This window comes from Methylobacterium sp. J-030 (assembly GCF_022829545.1).
Taxonomy (GTDB): domain Bacteria; phylum Pseudomonadota; class Alphaproteobacteria; order Rhizobiales; family Beijerinckiaceae; genus Methylobacterium.
Genome location: NZ_JAKSYM010000341.1, coordinates 77652 through 96355, shown reverse-complemented (window position 1 = coordinate 96355; position 18704 = coordinate 77652). Strand labels below are relative to the sequence as shown.

The 18704-nt window shown below is 60.3% G+C and carries 14 protein-coding genes, 1 tRNA gene and 3 pseudogenes; 13 read left to right on the top strand and 5 right to left on the bottom strand.

Annotation, left to right across the window (positions count from 1 at the left end; translation table 11 throughout):
* The 6 genes and pseudogenes from MKK75_RS26580 to MKK75_RS26555 all read left to right on the top strand — a co-directional run.
* Positions 1–110: transposase (locus MKK75_RS26580; RefSeq protein WP_244045380.1), on the top strand; the 110-nt coding region annotated here is incomplete at its 5' end.
* A gap of 376 nt (positions 111–486) precedes the next feature.
* A pseudogene (locus tag MKK75_RS26575) lies at positions 487–606 on the top strand (IS5/IS1182 family transposase); the annotation flags it as partial.
* Positions 604–838, top strand: a pseudogene (locus MKK75_RS26570) (hypothetical protein); the annotation flags it as partial. The pseudogenes MKK75_RS26575 and MKK75_RS26570, both read left to right, overlap by 3 nt.
* A 143-nt stretch (positions 839–981) precedes the next feature.
* The gene (locus MKK75_RS26565; protein ID WP_244045479.1) at positions 982–1326 is read left to right on the top strand and encodes a helix-turn-helix domain-containing protein; all 345 of its coding nucleotides are present in this window, start codon (positions 982–984) and stop codon (positions 1324–1326) included.
* Positions 1327–1559: 233 nt separating this feature from the next.
* Positions 1560–2015, top strand: coding sequence for a cyclin-dependent kinase inhibitor 3 family protein (locus MKK75_RS26560; RefSeq protein ID WP_244045478.1), 456 nt, complete (start codon positions 1560–1562; stop codon positions 2013–2015).
* Positions 2008–2181: an ADP-ribosylglycohydrolase family protein gene (locus MKK75_RS26555; RefSeq protein ID WP_244045477.1), complete on the top strand. Its 174-nt coding sequence runs from the start codon at positions 2008–2010 to the stop codon at positions 2179–2181. The genes MKK75_RS26560 and MKK75_RS26555 overlap by 8 nt, the downstream gene beginning before the upstream one ends.
* Positions 2182–2370: 189 nt before the next feature.
* On the opposite strand, the gene MKK75_RS26550 is transcribed toward MKK75_RS26555, so the two are convergent.
* The 5 genes from MKK75_RS26550 to MKK75_RS26530 form a co-directional block, all read right to left on the bottom strand.
* Positions 2371–3762 (bottom strand): hypothetical protein, encoded by a 1392-nt coding sequence (locus MKK75_RS26550; protein ID WP_244045476.1) that lies wholly within the window; start codon positions 3760–3762, stop codon positions 2371–2373.
* A 1572-nt stretch (positions 3763–5334) separates the two neighbouring features.
* Positions 5335–5712 carry a hypothetical protein gene (locus MKK75_RS26545; protein ID WP_244045475.1) on the bottom strand — a complete coding sequence of 126 codons (378 nt, stop codon included), beginning with the start codon at positions 5710–5712 and terminating at the stop codon, positions 5335–5337.
* Positions 5713–6304: 592 nt separating this feature from the next.
* On the bottom strand, positions 6305–8794 hold the full coding sequence (locus tag MKK75_RS26540) for a DEAD/DEAH box helicase family protein (RefSeq protein ID WP_244045474.1): 2490 nt from the start codon (positions 8792–8794) through the stop codon (positions 6305–6307).
* Positions 8795–9197: 403 nt separating this feature from the next.
* Positions 9198–9677, bottom strand: coding sequence for a site-specific integrase (locus tag MKK75_RS26535; protein ID WP_244045484.1), 480 nt, complete (start codon positions 9675–9677; stop codon positions 9198–9200).
* A 631-nt stretch (positions 9678–10308) separates the two neighbouring features.
* Positions 10309–10385 (bottom strand) — tRNA-Arg (locus MKK75_RS26530).
* A gap of 228 nt (positions 10386–10613) precedes the next feature.
* Here MKK75_RS26530 and MKK75_RS26525 point away from each other — a divergent pair.
* The 7 genes and pseudogenes from MKK75_RS26525 (at position 10614) to MKK75_RS26495 (ending at position 18683) form a co-directional block, all read left to right on the top strand.
* A complete protein-coding gene (locus MKK75_RS26525) occupies positions 10614–11594 on the top strand; it encodes an endonuclease domain-containing protein (protein ID WP_244045473.1) in 981 nt (326 codons plus the stop codon).
* Positions 11587–12390 (top strand): hypothetical protein, encoded by an 804-nt coding sequence (locus MKK75_RS26520; RefSeq protein WP_244045472.1) that lies wholly within the window; start codon positions 11587–11589, stop codon positions 12388–12390. The genes MKK75_RS26525 and MKK75_RS26520 overlap by 8 nt, the downstream gene beginning before the upstream one ends.
* The gene (locus MKK75_RS26515) at positions 12387–15620 is read left to right on the top strand and encodes an ATP-binding protein (protein ID WP_244045471.1); all 3234 of its coding nucleotides are present in this window, start codon (positions 12387–12389) and stop codon (positions 15618–15620) included. Before MKK75_RS26520 ends, MKK75_RS26515 begins: the two co-directional genes overlap by 4 nt.
* Before the next feature lie 334 nt (positions 15621–15954).
* Entirely contained in the window at positions 15955–16311 is a 357-nt protein-coding gene (locus MKK75_RS26510; protein WP_244045470.1) for a hypothetical protein, read from the top strand.
* 50 nt (positions 16312–16361) lie between these two features.
* Positions 16362–16805: pseudogene (locus MKK75_RS36455) on the top strand (Mg2+ and Co2+ transporter-like protein); the annotation flags it as partial.
* 199 nt (positions 16806–17004) lie between these two features.
* Complete coding sequence (locus tag MKK75_RS26500; RefSeq protein ID WP_244045468.1) at positions 17005–17238, top strand: hypothetical protein; 234 nt, start codon at positions 17005–17007, stop codon at positions 17236–17238.
* 368 nt (positions 17239–17606) lie between these two features.
* A complete protein-coding gene (locus MKK75_RS26495) occupies positions 17607–18683 on the top strand; it encodes an acyltransferase family protein (protein ID WP_244045467.1) in 1077 nt (358 codons plus the stop codon).
* Positions 18684–18704: the final 21 nt, after the last annotated feature.

Below are 18704 nucleotides of genomic sequence, written 5' to 3'. Positions count from 1 at the left end.
TCGAGGAATGGAGGTGCCACTACAACGAAGATCGACCCCACACGGCCCTGGGCGGCTTGACGCCCCGAGCCTTCGCCGACCAAGCTGTCACAGCCCGAGAACTTGCATAGGCCGTGGACCACAAACGGGGTCAACTCCACTAACCCGCAGGCCATACCTCAGGGCGGACCACTTCGATGGGGGCGGATCACAGAGGCGGGTGACCAGTCGATCGCAGGTCGAACTGCCTCCATTACCGCACGCCGTGAGGCGTACTGCAGCGCTACCGGTAGGCTCCGGGTACCCCTGTGATAGGGCTGGACTACTGACTGCAGCCAGCAGCAGGCCAATTGTTTTGCAGCGCACTAGCATGGTGAGTTCCGTCTCTGTCCCAGTGGTATGTGTATTCAATGTGCCCCTTTGAACGTCGAGCCGTTGTAGCGTTGGGACCCATAACGGTGGCGCGGACGGCTAGGGTGTGATTCGCGGCGCTTACGGGAGGCGCTCATGGACCCTTTCTGGCTGAGGGACGAGCAGTTTGCGAAGATCGAACCGCTTCTGCCGAATGACACGCGGGGCAAGGAGCGCGTGGACGACCGGCGGGTGATCAGCGCCATCATCCATGTGCCGCTGACTGCCCTTGCTGCAGTGTTAGCGATGATCCCGCAGTCGCGGAGTGCCTTCTGGAGACCGATGGCGATCACCATCTTGGCGGCCTGTTTATAGCTACGTTCCTAACCCCGCTGTTTTTCCGGCTCTCTATGCCCTGTGGTACCGGCACCGTCTCGACGAGTGTTCGAGATTGACCGGCGACACAGCGAAAGCCTGCGAAATGTCTCTGGCCCTGACAGCGGAGTAACCCGGCCGCATTCCGAACCAGGTGCAAGAACCAGCCCTACGATACGACCAAACCCGAAAGGTCGAAGTGGAAATCCGCTTGGGAACCGGTTTGGTAAAGTTTGGTTCGTCCCACAACCAGGGAGTCAGAGCCGAGCTAATTCCATGAAGCACGACCTGAGCCACATCGTCGGACTGAGGGTGAAGAGAGCCCGCGAGGCTTCGGGGCTTACGCAGAGCCAGTTGGCTGAGCGCATCGATCGTACGAAGGAAGCCGTCAGCAACATTGAACGTGGCGTGAGCCTGCCCGGCCTCGATACGATCCAAACGATATGCGATGTCACCAAGGTGCCAATGGTTTCTATTGTTGATGATACCATGGAAGACAGCAAATCTATCGATCTTCGCGCCCGTCTCAATGCAATTTTCTCTCAGCTTTCTAGTAACGATCAGCGTCTACTGGTATCATTAGCATCGGCGATGGTCGAACACGCTCAGTCAGATGTTTGATAAGACTGCCATCTCTTCGCTATCATTCCCTGTTTGTTATGATATGGTGTCAAGATAGGAGACACCATGACAGAGGATGATATTTGGCATACGGGACTTGCTGTTTTCGGATCGCATAGCTTACCTAGATCCAAACGATCGATTCGAACATCAGTCACCCATCCTCTTCAGATCGCCACAATCCCTGTTGGAGACAAGGCGGCCGAATTGGTATTACGCTCTGTCCCGGCAAGGTGGATCCATCGTCAGTCGGCGGTCCATGGAAGCGTGACCTAATCGCAGACATAGAGGCCATCCGGACGTGGGGTGCGTCATGCGTTCTCACCCTGCTTGAACCGCACGAATTCTATCTATTGAAGGTCCGTAGGTTGCCTGAGGCCGTGCGGGATGCGGGCATGGTCTGGTTGCACGCTCCAATCCCCGATGTTTCTATTCCAGGGCCGGCGTTCGAAGCGGCCTGGAAAACGATTGGCCCACGCCTGACGGATCAATTACAAGGAGGCGGGTCAGTCGTGGTTCACTGTAGGGGCGGCCTCGGTCGTGCGGGTCTGGTGGCGGACAAACTCCTCGTGATGATGGGCGACGATCCTAGGAGGACGATGGAACGGGTTCGCGCCACTAGACCGGGAGCGATAGAGACACCGGAGCAGGAAGCTTACGTTCTCAGGCAGGGGGCATTCGATGTCTGATGCCGTTCGTGACCGTGTGTTGGGCGCTTTCATTGGTCTCGCGGTGGGGGCTGCGCTCGGAACCACGCTGGAATTCGATCCGCGGGACGCCAAACTGCCTGCAACTGACATGGTAGGAGGCGGACCGTTCAATCTGTTGGCCGGGCAGTGGACGGACGATACCTAGATGGCCCTGTGTCTGGCCGACTCATTCATAGCGTGTGTTGAGTTGAACGAACGCAACCTGATGAAACGATTCTGTCGGCGGTATCTCGACGGAAAGAATAGCGCGACGGGAACGTGCTTTGGTATTAATCAACTCGCAACGGCATCGTAAACTTTCGCAACCTTGAGATGTCCGTATTACAGATACGAACTATTTCGACGAGGTACCAAACGCATTAACAAGTGAGTCCAGAAACTTGAAAAAAATCTCGACCCCATAACCAACCAAGAATGCAGTTGCTAGAGGAGAAAGCGATAGACTATGAGCTGGATTTACCATCCCTGATATTGCCCCGGCGATGACGGCAGTAATCATCCGAGCAGAATCAGAGAACGATGGGTGGTAAGTACGCCGACGTATAGTTTCAGAAAATGTTCTAAGTCTGTAGGCGAACGCGCCAAGTACAGCATATAAAATTGGTAACGCGTATGAGCTTATTCCTCCGTACAATGCCCCATAATTGTCCCGCACATTTTCTGCAAAACTTCGGACTTCTTGAAGCGTTCTTATTTTGCAAAGCGAGTCCGCAGCATAGTTAGAAATAGCAGGATTTATTTCGAGCTGTGCTCGGGAGTCCATTTCGTTTTTTGGCTGCACCTCTGTGAGATATTTTCTATCTTTGTGTCTTTTAGCCCTTAAGTAATCTGTATTTTGTGAACAGCTTGGTATCGGATCACACTCAACACTTCTCATTGTGATATTCAACTTGATTGATCTATTGTGTATTTCCCTAATTTTGCTACTCAGAGACTGTAGTAATTGTATATCATCCTCGCTTATGTGCACTCCATTGGGTAAAGCTACAATTTTATATATCTCGGCACATGGGTTTACTGCAAAACTATTGGTGCCGCCAGGGAATGAAAGCCTGAGCTTGGCTGCCAACGATGAAGCTGAGTCTATATCTTCTTTGATTTTGCTTGATGTCGAGTCAAGAACAAACGTAAGTAGGGATATGGTAGTCGCAATTACTGTGATCGAGATCGCCCAAACCCGATTTCTTCGAAGTATAGCCCTGGTACTCTCGGAGGAACAGTTGCGAATTGTGTTTGCCGTTACATCGCCAAGCAGTTTGGTAACAACGCTATAAGAGGCATAGAAATTAGACTTCGTCGAGATATCAAAGGAGCCAGTTTGAAGCTCGTCTCGTGCAGCAAAAATGTTTGTCAGATCAGATGCGGGAACAGCAATCCCTGTCTCCGATGCATATTTTACTAATACCTCCGCGTCATCAATTATATCTTCGAATGTATCTCGGGATAGAGCAATAGATTTCACACTAATATCATATGCCTGCTTCATAAGCGACGCATACGCAGCTTGAAATGCAGCTACATGCTCAGGCGTTAGAGAATTTGACCGGTTGGCATCCAATGCGGCCTGAATTGGAATCACAATATCTGGCGAGATCGTTCGACCGCCCTCGGCTGATCTTAGCAGTATAACTTCGGCATCTTCTATTGAAATTGACAAATGGTCAGTCTTGTACCCAAATATTGATTGTCCAGGCTTCAAACGACCCCAGAATTGTGCCAGCTTCATTTCTTATCCCATAGGTGGCAGCGAAACTCGAATGACTGCCATTAATAATATCAATTCAGCTTTAGCGTCTACATCTTTTTTGTGCTGATAACCGACTAAGTCGGTCGCAATGGAAGGCGCTATTTAAGCAATTATAGTTTTATCAAGTGCAGACATGCTCGAAATCGCATATAATAGACTCGAAACGAATTTTTGATCAGTTGTGTTTGTGAAATATAAACGATTTCATTTTCCGTATGTACTTGGCAATCGCCTCTGCTTCCCCTTCGCGAGATCGTCGGCATCATATCTTCTGCGATCCGTTATCGGTAAGGTATGGTCTTTCTTATATTTGAAGCTAATGGTCGACAGAGCAAACATCGCACAATCGGCGAATCCGACGTTCTTCACTGCTACAACTATAGTCTGTGGATCAGTTGATTTCGCAGTCGGCGCTACTGAATCGACTCGAAACTCAATTTGATGGGTGCAGAATGGTCTAGTTAGAACAGCGTCAAGGGCTGGCATTTCGAACGATATCCTTGGCTGGTCAGTGACGCTCGGAGGGCGGGGTCGCGGAACTATACGAGCCTATCAAGCGGGATGGTGGTCTCACACCCAGGATTCCCGTTATCATTCCGAAGCGTGGCTTTGACGGGAAGCTGTGACGCTATTCCCCTCATGTTCAATCATCGTCCAAAAACCGCTCAGTATCGCCGAGAATCGTTACGGGTGATCGGCTGCTTGAAACCGTTCGTGGCCGCGTGTGATGCTTGTATGTATTCTGGGGGGATCCTGAGCGAACAGTACGGGACAACAAGTCGGAGGTCAGTGGGCAAGCTCGTTATCGTTGTGATGATGGGCGCAAAGGCCGGTGGGGTGATCGGTTTGCTCTTCGACCGGAATAATAATGAAAACGGTGATCGCGGGGACGAGCAGAGGTAGGTCGCCGCAGTCCCTATTGCAAACTCATTATTGCGTAGGAAGGCACGTGAGCGACTTGGACGGCCCAGGGCAAACCGCAAATGCGCAGAACCGATCGTGGCGCTGGTGACGATCCTATGCGCTCCCACCCCCATCCGTAATGAACGGCGGGGGATGGTGGGCGGCTGTAGGTGGACGATCCTGTGATCGTAACGGTAGGCGCAAGGTCGGTTAGATGGCCGGCAGTGTCGTTGGTCGTAATGATAACGGGAGCCCCGATGCGAGGGACAGAAGGGAGATGGATAGCCGCTGTCCCTGTTCCCGCCCCTTCATCGCGTAGGATCGATCAGGAACGGCTTGAGCAATCAGGGCCGTGTCTGTGATGCCCAGAATCGTTTGCGGCCGCTGGTGACGATCCTACGCGCTCCTATCGCCTTCCTGAGTAAACAGTAGGAGACAGTGGAAGGCTGTAGGCCACTGATTCCATTATCGCCCCAACTACAGTAGAGCCGAAGAATGGGTGGTTGCATGGCCGACCGGGAAGAGTACGTGCAATTCTAGGGCAACCTTTGAGCCGAACACTACTCTTAAATACCCCAGGACCAACTGTTTTGGTCCTGGGGTTCTAGCGCAGTCAGGAAAAAACTCCAAATCGACGCTACTGTCGCGCTAATTTTCACCGAAAGTGAAATTAGAGTGGCTCTCAAGTGAGCAGATATGCCCTGCTACGCCGAGGCGGTTGCTCAACTGCAGTATATCGAGAAGTCCATCCCCCTCGATCTCGATCGTAAGTGATATCGTGATGGAACTTCCGAACGCGCTCATGTAGCCGCTCGTGATGCTCATCTCGCGGTGATCGAGAGTGACCTTGATGTCAGGCTGCGCATTCAAAACAGCGTCGCGCGTCTGCTCAGATTTGGCATGATCTTCGTTGGGCAACTTGACTGCGATAACCGGGATTTTTGTTCCGTCCGCCTCCAATCCGATACGAACAGCCGCAGCCTTCTTGGGATCACTGAAGTGGAGATATAGAGCAACAGCAGTCATATGAGCATCCAGTTGTCATATATTCATATACGCCGCGATGACACGACGTATTGCGTGTACGCCCACATTGCATTCAGTGAGTATTGCACAAATTGTCGCAGTATAACCTGCGGCGCTTGACAATAAATAACTCTTTCCAATTAAATATAAGCAAAACTCCGTCATAAAGTCGATCTTCGATGATACATGAAGAACTTCTGGTCTCCATCTTTGAGATTTTTGCTCGAAATTAGGATCCCATCCGAGAACGATATTTGGATGATTCATCTGGAGATACCAGTACATGCCTGCTTGAATTCCCCAAGGGCTATGAAACATGCCCTCAATCACCTAATGATGCACGAAATGTGGATTACATTTTTCGGAAGCTCATCTAATGACATGTATGATTGAGCTACAATCGATTGCTCGACAACTTTAAACGAATTACGTCATTTATCGCATTTGTATGAAGCGCAATGAAAGTATAAATTATCTGCTATCGCTTTCATTGCTCATCAACCAGCATCTTTCCATTCATTTTGCCCATTAAAATTGCAAATACCCGTAATGTCTTCTGACATTACGGGTATTAATTTTTGAGGATTAGGATTTAAAGTTTACCTGACTGAATACTTCTCGTGATCCGCCTTACATCTGCCTTCCGATCTAGCGGTGATGTTGCTTTTGACGCAGCATCGAGAAGCTGACTTCTAATTTCCCATATCGAAAGCTTGGCGCGTCTTAGAGAATGAGAAAGAAGAAAGATTCCTCTGTGACCATTCCCCCTTAGCCTTCCGTGCGTTTCCCATCGGTGCATCGCGTCTGTAATTATTATTTGCTGCTCCTCTGTCAGAACCGTTTCCCCGGTTGAGTCATGGGGAACAGGTAGATCGAAGAAATCGTTATCATTCTCCATCCATGACTTCTGTTTAAGCCAGATAGAAACGTCGAGAGGTTGTCGTCCTTCGGTTCTCTCGACGAAGAAACTCGCCTTACGATCATTGGACTGGCAGGGAAGAATAGAAAGCTGTGAAGGTCCAGAACGATTATCAATGCCATCAAATCTATCGGTATGGCTTACGCCACGCTTCGCGGTTACTCTCTTTCCCTGTTTCCATCCAAATGACTTGAGTGTATGTTTAATCTCGTGATAGATCGATACACTCTCGTCTTCATACATGGCTCTATTGGTAGGAATATAGATCCTGAAACGTGGATCCTGTTTCGTGTGATTGAAAGTGCTATAGGCGATGAACTGTAATTGAGGAAAAGACTGCTCGAAATCCTTGACTGTCAGATCTCCGCCCTCGATATCCAACCAAAGACCACGAGTTATGAGAACAGTCGTCCCGTCTCGTGTTCCTCCATTATTGATTCTTGGATCGAAAAGCGCACCGGTGATACAGGGTATGTCGTCTTTTTGTTCGTGTATCTGTGAAGACATATTCCGTAAGAAATCAAAGAACTGATCTTCCTCCCTATAGATGATTTTCGGATCGATTCGTCTCATGTGATCGAAATAAGAACCACGGAAATAGCGGACGAAATCACCTATAGTCTTATAAGTAGTTTCGTCCTGTTTATCCAAGAAAACGACATCCTCGGTAATTGCAGGTGCGATGTAACGGACGAAGTCCGCGCGAAGCGCCGATGATCCTTCCCTGGTTCGTTCGTGATGCCTCTTTCGTTCGTTATCGTTCTGGTGCTTTCGAGGTCGTCCCGCTTTCTTCTTTACAACCGGCACCAGACCGAGAGCCTTCACTACTGATCCAGGGAATCGTTCGGATAGCAGTCTCGCGTCTTCCTCACACGCCACCACCCATCGCGTTTCCCCGTCGATCTCATCATTCCTGAGAGAGCCGCGCATGAACGCCTGATAGAGCGTGTCCCCCATCGCTCGGTTCTGCTTCTCACGATCAAACCCAGCTACCCGTGAGAGGACATCAGCCTGTCCGGGGTCATAGTTCGTCGCAATGAGGATGACCCCGTGCCGAACGTCGCTGAAACCGTTCTGTCCAGCCGATACAGGTGGAAGACGCCTACCATTAGGGCATGCGTTTAGAGGGCTACTGTCGCGTCGGTCATTGTTCTCCAAATACAGGAAGGGCTCTCCACCTATCACCTGGACGGCCGTTTCCCGCAGCTCTCCGTTCCCTGCCTTCTCCAATCGGTCTCTGAGGCTCTTTGAGTTCCGACCCTCATAACCGTAGTAGATCACCAAGCGCGAATTCTCAGGATGGACTGGCCGTAGAAGCCTCTCTGCCACATCCTCATCCTTGCGCCAGTTCGCCCCAAGGCTCTTCCAGTGATGATAGGTGAAGGTGTCCGCGAAGAACGCCGAAGCGAACGTCACTCCATCGAACCCGACAAAACGATCCGGCCCGCGAAAGGCATAGATCGTCAGTTGACCCTTTGGTTTAAGGCCATTTTTCAAATCATTCAGTTGTTTGATCGAGACATAGTAAGCGCAGTCATCTCGCATCAACAGCGAGCACAACGGTCTCAGACTACGGTAAACAGCATCATCGTTCTTGTTGTCCACGATGCGCTTGATCGCCGTTCTATTGACAATCTTGATCTTGCCATGGACCGGCCCTGCATCCACGATCTCGATATGGTCCGTGATAAGTCCATGGTTGACGTGCAGGTTCAAAGTCCCAGTATCAAAGGTCGGAATATTTTCATCGACTAGCAGTTTACAACGTGCCTTACCGTCGAAGTAGGGTAAGTTGAGAAAACACTGATGGGTAATGATGAGGATATCACCGGGGCACCATTCCTCGCGCAGGTATTTCGAGACCTGCGCAGAGACAGACACGTCAGAGCCATCGTCGCTGTGAAACACCACAACGCGACACTTCGGATCCGTGATCGATATGACCTTCTGTAGCTCAAACAATAGCGCGACGGTTGGAACGACGATGAGGGTGTTCTTCCCATCCTCCGATCGTCCGGTGGCGATTTCTATGTATGCCGTCGACTTTCCTGCACCGGCTCTTGCTGCCACGTAACTAAGATTGATGGGCTGATGCAGTTTGATGGCGCCGAACGAATGAATATCAGGCCGGGCCACGATCCGAGCTTGACGCTCATCATCCATACTGTCGCGAAAGGACAGTTCGGGCGGAGTGTGAATTATTGTATCTTCTAACAATATCATTACCTTTAATTGGACAAGCAAAATCGTTTGGACTCACGGCCCTTCAAATCGATCAAAGCTGATTGGGTTGATAGAAAAAGCGCCGAACAAAAAGTCCGGCGCCTGATGGATAGCGCAAGCAATAACGTGATATATACAGGAATGTTGATGTTGCGTCAAGTCTTATTTATGGGCCTACAATGCCTAGAAGTTATGCGCATCATAGGCCCGTCATAAACCTGCGTGCAAACTGTCCGGGGAACCCTGCTCGCCCGTCGCTACTGCTATAGTAGTAGCCCTTCCCCACCCAGCCGACGATAGGTAGCGATATGACAACCATAGCGCGCCTCGCCGCCTGTAATAGTTACGAGGATTGCCCAGACAGCCGCGCCAGCTTCGCAGCCACGTTTTCGGGCTTCAAATGGGTGTATCTCTGCAAACATGAAAGTGTTCGATGCCCGCTTACGACGGAAACTTCCGGTATTGTCAATCCAATCTCGAACATTCGACTGATAGCTTCATGCCTCATTGAATGCATTTTTATATCGTCCAGGTCAGCTCGCTTACGAAGACGCTCCCATGCCAATCTCACCGCGTTAGCCTTTATCGGAAATACATTTTTTCCGTTACGTGGCAGTTCGGTCAGTATCTCTATCGCTTTTGGCGTCAGTGGAACAGTTCTTCCATATCCGTTCTTCGACAACTCCAAGACGGCAAGCCCGCTCACCAAATCGATGGCATTCCATTGTAGCGCAAGTATTTCGCTGCGCCGCATCCCTGTCTCAAGCGCAAGAATGATGAAGGGCCGGAGATACCACGCTCTAGTTTTAGATAAGGCAGCCATTAGGGATGCTTCGGCCCCTTGTGGAAGCCTTTGACCTCTTACCTTCGACGGGCAGGGGAGGGTGATTTGGCGGACAGGGTTTCCAACGAACGGCATACCCCATTCTTTTCGGGCGGTCTCGATACAGTGTCGCAGGACCGTCAGTTCCCGACGAACGGTCTCCCCCTTCACGGTCTTGAGACGTTCATCCCTGTGAGCCGCTATCATAGAGGCCGTCAGCCGATGCGCCGCTACATTCGCGAGCGGAGAGCGCAGGAAAGTCCGTATGCGAGATGCTTCGAACCTTTGCCCCCGCTTACCGCTCGTGACCTCCGCCTCATAGCGTAGGAGGAGGGTGCCCATGGTAAGCTTATTCGCCGTCCGGGTCCCACTCGGCCGACCACCATTTTCGATCTGACGCTCAGTTTCTCGCGCCCAACCGTCCGCATCAGCCTTCGAACGGAACGATTTGGTGATCGGGGGAAACCCGTCGCGGCGAATCTGAACTTGCCACGCTTGCCCGCGCTTTCGAATCGTAGCCATGCTCCGTGCCCACCGTGCTTGTGACGCCAGTGTGACAGACGGATCGAAAATGGGCTTGGTCGACGGAACCTTAAAAGCCAAATCTATAAGGAAATCAGAACCTTAAGATTGGCGCACCCGACACGATTCGAACGTGTGACCTTTGCCTTCGGAGGGCAACGCTCTATCCAGCTGAGCTACGGGTGCAGGCCGTGGCCATTCCCTAGCCCAACCGCGACGCCGGCGCAACGGCGTCCGCGGCCGCATCGATCAGTGCCACATGACCCGGCAAGCCCGGACCGCGGTGGTATACTCTCGGCGCTGCGACAACCTGAAGGTGTACGAGCCGTAGCCAGTCACGCGAAGCTGTGCTGTATAGGCCCGACAAAGGGCTGTGGGGCGTCGAGGCGCCGGCAGTGCGGTCTCGGTTTGCTCGTGTCCACTCAGCTCGGCATCGCGGCGCGGCCGCAGATCACGGCAGACGACCTGGCCCAGCGCATCGCCGCCCTCGGGCCCGGCGAGCGCCTCGTCGTCCTGGGGGCCGGCCGCACGACCATCGGCACCCTCGTGGCCGAGGGCACGGACCGCAGTGCGCTGCTCGTGGCGGGTGCGGACCGATCCAGCACGGCACTCATCGACCGGCTCCTCGACGATCTGGCCGACCTCGCCCGCGCGCGCTGGCCGCACTGGTACGGCCGCGATGCCTCCGTGACCCCGCTCAGTTCCGACCCCTGGCTGAAGGCGGCGGCGAAGCGCGCCCGACTCGGCCTGACGCCGCGCTTCCGCCGGATGGCGCGCGACCTCGAACTGCTGCGCCTCGCGCAGGCGATCGAGCCCGCCGGCCTCGTCCTGATCTGGGCGATCGATCCGGCCTCGCCCGACCGCGCCCGGCCGGCCATCGAGGCGCTGGAATGGTGCGCCCGGCACGGGGCCGCGGTGGTGGCGGCGCTCGCCGCCGAACCGCCCGAGACGCCCCCCTACGACCGGATCCTCTACGGCGCCCTCGGCCTCGCCGAGGAGGTTCGGCCGGCTGCGGAACGCTTCATCCCGCCCCCCGGCGGCATCCCGGCGAGCGCTATCGAGCGGCGGGTGGCGGCGGCTTTGGGGCAAGATCCGGACCTCGCGGGCCTGTTCGTCTGCAACGCCCCGGTCCCGGTCGGCGCCTGGGGGGCACGGCCGCGGGTCGATCTGCTGTGCCCGACGCTCCGCGTGGTCGTCGAACTCGACGGCCCCGAGCACCGGGCCGAGCCCAAATTCGGCGCCGATCGTCACCGGGATTTCGAGCTGCTGACCGCGGGCTACCTGGTTCTGCGCTTGACCAACGATCAGGTGGCGGCCGACCTTCCGCTCGCCATCGAGAAGATCCGCGCCGTGGTCCGCCTCCGGCGCGCAGGAGGGGGGTTAGCCGATGCGTGACACGCCGACGCCGCAGCAGGCCTTGATTCTCTGGTGCCTCCTCGGCCGGGGCGGAACCGCCCTGCAGGGCACGCTCGTGCCGGGGGTCAAGCCGGCGGATCGGAAGGCCCTGGTCGCGGGTGGCTATCTCACGGTCGAGAAGCAGGCGCGCGCGCTGCGGCTGACCGTCACCGACAAGGGCTGGAACTGGGCGGGGGGCCATCTGGACGCGCCCCTGCCGCCAGCCTTCCGGGCGTTGCAGGACTGGCTGGGGCGTATCGGAACCGACCTCGCGGCGCGCGGCCGCCCCCTCGCCGATTTCGTCGGCCCCGTTGCCGACGAGCCGCTCCCCGAGGCGCCGCGGACGCGCAACAAGGCGTCCCAGGGTCCCACGACGGCGAAGGGCACGACGGCGGCGAAGGGCACGACGGCGACCAGCGCAAAGACGTCGACCAAGCTCACGACGGCAGGCGTCGCCGACAAGCCCCCCGGTTCCCGGACGCCAGCCCGCCCCGGAAAAACGGCGCCACCCAAGAAACCCCACAGTCCCGAAAAACTTCGCGCCCGGATCGAGGCGGCCTATCTGGCGCTGACCGGCGGGGAGCGGGCCCGGCCCGTGCGCCTGAGTGCGCTGCGCACCGAACTCGCCGACCTCGACCGCGCGACGGTCGATGCGGGCCTCGCGGCGATCCTCGGCGGCGACAGGACCGCGCGGCTGAGCCAGTTCAGCGACCCCCGGTCGCTCGACGATGGCGAGCGCGAGGCGGCGTTCAGCCCCGCGGGCGAGCCCTTCCACGTCCTCTGGATCCAATCATGACCGATGCCCTCGACGCCCTGCGCCGGGTCGATTTCGACTGGGTGCGCACCCTCGACAGCATCTGGATCGACACCCCGCCCACCGGCAGCCCGAACGAGCGGCTCGTCCCGGACCTCGTCGTCGATCTCCACGCCAAGGCCCGCAAGCCCGCCGACCGCGCCCTCGGCCGCGTCTTCGTCGGCCCGTCCGGCGTCGGCAAGACGCATCTTGTCGGGCAGATCCGGCAGGAGGCGTGGCGCACGGGGGCGTGGTTCGTGCCCCTCGACGTCCTCGGGCTGACGGATTTCTGGCGCAGCGCCGCCCTGAGCTTCGTCACCGCCCTGCTGCAGACGATGCCGGACGGGCGGCGGCAATCGGATGCGGTGCTGGCCGGCGTCGCCCGCCGATTCGGCGTCGAAGCGCAGGTCGAGGCGGCGTTCAACACCCCGAACATCGATGCCCGCCGGATCGTCGACGTCCTGGTCACGGCGCTGATGCGGGTCGATGCCGGCCGCGCGCTCAAGCACCTCGACGTGTTCCGGGCGCTCTGCCTGCTGCGCTCGCAGGATTTCGGCGTGGTCGGCCTCGCTCATGCCTGGCTGCAGGGCTACGACGCCGACCCGACCGAGCGGGCCGCCCTGGGGTTCAAGACGCCGCCGCCGGCCCCGGTCGAGCTCGTGCGCGGCATGTGCTGGATCATGGCGCTCAGCGGGCCGACGATCGTCGCGGTCGACCAGATCGACGGGATCATCGAGAGCAGCCGGCTGGCCGCCCAGGACGGGCTCGAGGCGGAGGCCGGCCTCGCCGAGGTGCTGGCCGCGGGCCTGCTCGAGGTCAACATCGTCTGCGACCGCAGCATGACGGTGGTGACCTGCCTCCAGGAGTCCTGGGAGCGTCTTGCAGCGCGCAGCCTCGCGCCGATGCTGGGTCGCTTCGCGGAGCCGACGGTGCTGCTTGGCATGAACGAGCGGTCCGCCGCAGCCGCCCTGGTGGCCAGCCGACTGGCCCCGGCCTACGCGGAAGCAGGGTTCGAGGCCCCGTTCCCGACTTGGCCGTTCGGCGAGCGCGCCATCGCGGCGGCGGCAGCCGCCAACATGATGCCGCGCACGCTGCTGATGCGCTGCGACGCCGTCCGCCGCCGCTGCCTCGCGGAGGCGGTGGTCACCGTCTGCGACGACCTCGGCGCGCCGCCTTCGCCGCCGCGGCCCGTGGAGGACGGCACCGAGTTCGATCTCGCCGCCGCCTCCGCGCAGGCCGACATTGCAGGCATCCGCAGCGACGAGGACGCTTGGCTCGGCCAGCTCCTGCGCGATGTCTTCGACCTCTACGCCCTGGAGGACGACCCCGACGATTCCCTCGACGTCGCCAGCAAGGGCGAGCCGGAGCAAAAAATCCCGCCGCTCCACGGCCGTCTGATCTTCATCCACCACGACCAGAACGACCGGGAGCGGCACGTCTGCTACCGGGCGCTCCAGCACCAGAACGCCATCGCGTTCCAGGCGCGCCTGCGGGCGGCGCTGACGGCCTCCGGCATCTCGACGCGCATCCCCGACCGGGAATTGCTGCTCGTCCGCCGCGGGCCCGTGCCGGGCGGGGCCAAGACGAAGCAGCTCGTCGAGGCCTTCAACGCGGCCGGCGGCCGGGCGCTCGACCCCTCGGACGACGATCTGCGGGTGTTCGCCGGCCTGCGCGACCTGCGCGCCTGGGCGCAGGACGAGGGCATCTCCGACCGGTTCGAGCGCTGGATCCGCGCCGAGCAGCCGCTGGCCGAGACGGCCTTCTTCCGGGCGGCGGGCCTTGCCCATGGTGTGGGCGGCGGCAAGGGGAGCGGGGAGGGCGGTCGGGCAATCCCCGCCGCATCGGAGGTCCCTTCGCGAGCCGAAGGGCCGGCGGACCGCGCCACCGCCCCGGAGGAGGCCCCGAAGGAAGCCGCGAAGGCCCCTGCCAAGGCCGCCGCCGGGCGTCCCGCCGCCGCGGACGCGCCGGATCAGAAGGTCGGGAAGGCCGCCCCCGACCCGGAGCCCGCGCCGGACGCGATCCCGGTCGGCCATCGTCTCACCCCCGAGGCCCCCGCGGTGAGCCTGCCGCTGCGGCTACTGCCCCGGCACACCGCGATCATCGCGGGCTCGGGGTCGGGCAAGACCGTGCTGCTGCGCCGCCTCGTGGAGGAGGCGGCGCTCGCGGGGCTGCCGGCCATCGTGATCGACCCCAACAACGACCTCGCGCGGCTCGGCGACCCGTGGCCGGAGCAGCCGAAGGGCTTCTCCCCGGAGGATGTGCGCAAGGCGGCGCTCTACGCCGAGCGGGTCGAGGTCGTGGTCTGGACGCCGGGCGTCCATGCCGGCAACCCGCTGTTCCTCTCGGTCCTGCCCGACTTCGGGGAGCTGGGGGAGGATCGCGACGAGCGCCAGCAGGCGATCGAGATGGCGGCCGAGACCCTCGGGCCGCTGGCCGGCGCCAAGACCAATCTCCTGCGCGGCGTGCTCGCGGGGGCGCTCCAGCATTTTTCGGAACACGGCGGCGGGAAACTCAGCGCCTTCATCACCCTGTTGGCCGATCTGCCCGATGGGATCAGCGAGATCGGCAACGCAGCCAAGCACGCGGCCGGCATGGCCGACCAGCTCCGCGCCGCGATCGCCACGAACCCGCTCCTCAAGGTCGAGGGCACGGTGCTCGATCCGCGCCACCTGTTCTTCGGGCGCGACCCGGCGCGCACCCGCGTCTCAGTGATCAACCTGTCGGGCCTCGCCTCGGAGGCGGCGCGGCTCGATTTCGTGAACCGGCTCCAGATGGCGCTGTTCGGCTGGATCAAGAAGAACCCGCAGCCCCGCGGGATGCTCTACGTGGTCGACGAGGCGCAGACCTTCCTGCCGGCGCAGGGGGCCTCGCCGAGCCTCGGCAGCGGCATCAAGCTGGTGGCGCAGGGCCGCAAGTACGGGCTCGGGATGATCGTGGCGACGCAGGTGCCCCGCGGCATCCACAATCAGGTGGTCTCGAACTGCACCACGCAGTTCTTCGGCCGGCAGAGCGCGCCCGCCACCATCGCGGCCGCCCAGGAGATCCTGGCGGCGAGCGGGGGCAGCGCCGCCGATATCGGCAAGCTGGGGGCGGGGGAGTTCTACTTCGCCACCGAGGGCTCGGGCCGCCCGGCCAAGCTGCGCACGCCGCTCTGCCTGTCCTACCATCCGGCCAACCCGCCGACGCCCGAGGAGGTCGTCCGGCAGGCGAAGCGCTCGGCCGAGCTGGCCTGAGCCGGCGTTCGCGCAGGCTGGGGTTTCCGAAGGGCGGCCCCAGCCCATTCACGGTATCGGGCGCTCGATCCGTCCGATCCAACCCGTCATCGCGAGCGAAGCGTAGCGACCCAGGGCAGCGCGACATCGTTCGGGGTGGGCGCGACACTGGATTGCTTCGCTGGGCTCGCGATGACGGCCTTGCGCATGTCATGCCGAGTCGTCGATCATCCTCGACGGAACCGGATATCGGCACGGTCTTCGCCGCGACCTACGTGCACGACCTGCTGCCGGACGGCAGCGCGGTCCGGCGCGGCCTCTCGGACGGCAGCGGGAGGGGCGCTGCGTCTGCTTCGTGGGCGACGGCATCAACGACGCCCTCGCGTTCCGTCAGGCGGACGTCTCGGTCTCGCTGAGCGGCGCCGCCGGCATCGCCACCGACACGGCGCAGGTGGTGTTCCTGGAGGGCAACCGGCGGCGGATGAGCGACCTGTTCGGCATCGCCCGGGAGCTGCACACCAATGTCGGCCAGAGCTGGACCCTGATCCGCGGCGCCAACGGGATCTGCGTGGCCGGCGTGTTTCTGGCCGGGTTCAACCTCTGGCACTCGGTGTTCTTCAACAACGTCTCCGCCCTCGGCGCCCTCGGCAATGCACTGCGCCCGCTGCAGCGCCGGGCCGGGACTGCGGGCGTCCTCAACCTCCTCCGCTGACGCATCCGGCGGGTCCCGAACTCTCGCTGCTACCTGAGGACCGACGCGCCGTGATCCTGACCTTCGCCCGCGGCGAGACGCACCTGCACCCGCTCGACCGATTCCCCGCGGAGGAGCGACGGCAACGCCTCGCCCAGTCCCTCTGGGTCGATCTCCTGGCCGCCACGCCGGAGGAATGTGCGCTGGTCTCCGAGACGCTCGGGGTCGCGCTGTTCAGCCCGGACGAGCTGCACGAGATCGAGGAATCGAGCCGCATCTTCGTGGAGGGGGATGCGGTCAACCTGATCTGCTGGCTGCCCTCCTTTGAGGCGGACGTGCCGGTCAACCTGCCGGTCGGCCTGATCGCCGACCGGACGCGGCTGATCAGCATGCGCCAGGGCGACTTCCACGCCTTCCGCACCTATGCCGAGCCGCGCCGCCGCAGCGGCCTGCCCCGGGTCGACAATGCGGCCGACATGCTGGTCGACCTGCTCGACACCATCGTGGGGCAGCTCGCCAGCACGCTCCGCATGGTCGAGCAGGACTTCAACGCCCTCACCACCGAGATCTTCGCCGACGGCGAATCCCCCCCGCCTCGACTTCCGCCGGGGGTCCGGGCGGCGGCGGACGAGCTTTCGCGATCTGAAGGGGATCGTGCAGCGGCTCGGCCGGCGCAACGCCCTGGTGTCGAACCTGCGCGAATCCGCTGTCACCGTGGCGACGATCATCCCTTTCGTCATCAACAACGAGCGGCACTGGGCAGGCCCGGAGACGGTGGCCCAGCTCAAGCTGATCGGCAAGGACGTCGCGTCCTTGCGCGACTACAACGGCCAGCTCGCGGCGGAGATCTCGTTCCTGCTCGACTCGACCATGGGACTCATCACCATCGATGAGAACCAGAGCATGAAGTTCCTCGGCGTCGCCGCCCAGATCGTGGCCTTCGTCTGAGGGGCCTGTTTGACCGCACAACCTCAGACCATACGCCGCTCGATACGACAGAGATCCCACCCACCCCCTCATCCTGAGGTGCCGGAGCGCAGCGAAGGCTTCGAAGGAGCCCTCCAGCGGCCACCGCGATCCCTGGAGCCCTCCTTCGAGGCCCGCTTCGCGGGCACCTCAGGATGAGGGGGCTGGATGGGATCCACCCGGTCATTCTGCCACAGGGTGCTGTCGCGTACCGTTTGGCTTGCGACCGCTTCATCCGTCCAGCCCGGAAGCGTGGCCGCAGATCCCGCCCCGGTGTTGCCGCTTCGCCCTTGTATGATCACGGGGTTTTCCGGCTCCTAGGCGGGTGGCAGGCGAGGGGGGCGGGCAGGGTGAAGGCGGCGGGCGCCCGGACGGACGCGCGGGCGAACAATTTCGGGACGCTGCGCCTGCTGTTCGCGGCGCTGGTGATCCTCGCCCACGCCCCCGAACTGGTGGACGGGGACCGGTCGCGCGAGCTGCTCACCCGGGTGTTCGGCACCCTGTCGTTCGGGGAGGTGGCGGTCGACGGCTTCTTCCTCGTGAGCGGCTACCTGATCACCGCGAGCTACCGGGCCAAGCGCTCTTTCGCCGACTACCTGATGCGGCGGGTGCGGCGGATCTACCCGGGCTTCGTGGTGGCCTCGCTCCTGTGCATCGCGGTCGTCGCGCCCCTGGCCGGGGGCGACCTCGCGGCGGTCTCGCTCCCTGAGACCCTGGCCCGGCTGGCGCTGCTGCTCATGCCGGTGGTCCCGGGCGCCTTCGCGGACCTGCCCTATCCGCTGCTCGACGGGTCGATGTGGACGATCCCCTGCGAGTTCGGCTGCTACCTGCTGCTCGGCCTCGTCGGCACCGCCCGGGCGCTAAGGCGGCGGGGCCGCTACCTCGCCCTGCTGGCGGGCCTGAGCGGGCTGCTCGTCCTGCGTTGGCTCACCCTGCCGATCGGGCATCCGGGCGACGGGCTCGGTTCCCTGTCGGAGATGATCCGGCTCAGCTTCGTGTTCGCCTGCGGCGGTGCCTTCCAGCTCTTCGCCGACCGGATCGCCTATACCGGCCGGGGCGCGGCCTGTGCCGTGCTGCTGCTCCTGCCGCTGCTGTTCAGCCCGCCGCTCGCCGAGCCGGCCTTCGCGCTGCTCGGCGGCTACCTGATCTTCTGGTTCGCCTTCGCGGTCCGGCCCCTGGCGCTCAGCCGCGCCACCGCGCAGGTCGATCCCTCCTACGGGCTCTATCTCTACGCGTGGCCGATCCAGAACCTGCTGATCGCCCGGGTGCCGGGGATCTCCCCCTGGACGGTGGCGGCCCTGGCGCTCGCGGCCGCGCTGCCCCTCGGGATCCTGAGTTGGTATCTGGTGGAGCGGCCGATGCTCCAGCGCCCGCAGGGCTCGGCCGGGTTGGGGCCGGGCGACGCGTTGGCCGCCCTCGGCCGCTGAGATCCGGTAACCACCCGCCCG

What these genes read in the sequence shown, in the direction of transcription:
- MKK75_RS26565 (WP_244045479.1), top strand. Translation starts at nt 982, where the DNA reads ATGAAGCACGACCTGAGCCACATCGTCGGACTGAGGGTGAAGAGAGCC.
- MKK75_RS26555 (WP_244045477.1), top strand. Translation starts at nt 2,008, where the DNA reads ATGTCTGATGCCGTTCGTGACCGTGTGTTGGGCGCTTTCATTGGTCTC.
- MKK75_RS26550 (WP_244045476.1), bottom strand. Translation starts at nt 3,762, where the DNA reads ATGAAGCTGGCACAATTCTGGGGTCGTTTGAAGCCTGGACAATCAATA.
- MKK75_RS26545 (WP_244045475.1), bottom strand. Translation starts at nt 5,712, where the DNA reads ATGACTGCTGTTGCTCTATATCTCCACTTCAGTGATCCCAAGAAGGCT.
- MKK75_RS26540 (WP_244045474.1), bottom strand. Translation starts at nt 8,794, where the DNA reads ATGGATGATGAGCGTCAAGCTCGGATCGTGGCCCGGCCTGATATTCAT.
- MKK75_RS26535 (WP_244045484.1), bottom strand. Translation starts at nt 9,677, where the DNA reads ATGGCTGCCTTATCTAAAACTAGAGCGTGGTATCTCCGGCCCTTCATC.
- MKK75_RS26520 (WP_244045472.1), top strand. Translation starts at nt 11,587, where the DNA reads ATGCGTGACACGCCGACGCCGCAGCAGGCCTTGATTCTCTGGTGCCTC.
- MKK75_RS26515 (WP_244045471.1), top strand. Translation starts at nt 12,387, where the DNA reads ATGACCGATGCCCTCGACGCCCTGCGCCGGGTCGATTTCGACTGGGTG.